Origin of the sequence: Corallococcus sp. AB030, assembly GCF_003668965.1 — a bacterium.
In the GTDB taxonomy this organism is placed as follows: Bacteria; Myxococcota; Myxococcia; order Myxococcales; family Myxococcaceae; genus Corallococcus; species Corallococcus exiguus.
Genome location: NZ_RAWQ01000518.1, coordinates 1 through 416 on the forward strand (window position 1 = coordinate 1; position 416 = coordinate 416).

Below are 416 nucleotides of genomic sequence, written 5' to 3' on the forward strand. Positions count from 1 at the left end.
CATCCATCGGCACCACAACAGCATCTGCCGTACGTTCCATGACCGCGTAATCCACCGACTCTTCCGGGCAGGCGAGAAACGCTTCTTCATCCACGCGAATAAAATTGAGATCCGGATCGACGGCGCTCATCGCTTTTTCACAGGCATCGAGGATATCCGGGCGATATTTTTTCAGTTCTTCGAGATAGCGTCCGGCGCGGAACAGGAACATACCGCTGTTCCAGTAATATTCGCCGCTTGCCACATAGGCCTGAGCGGTTTCCAGATTCGGTTTTTCGACAAACTGCGCCACTTCAAAGGCCACCATATCCTGCTCACCCGCAGACACTTCACCGCGACGAATATAGCCATAACCGGTTTCTGGTAGATCCGGCACAATGCCGAAGGTCACCAGCTTGCCCGCTTCGGCATATGGC

1 pseudogene is annotated in these 416 nt (G+C 54.1%); it reads right to left on the bottom strand.

The annotated features are described in order from the left end of the window. Positions 1–416: pseudogene (gene manC, locus D7Y15_RS43875) on the bottom strand (mannose-1-phosphate guanylyltransferase ManC); the annotation flags it as partial.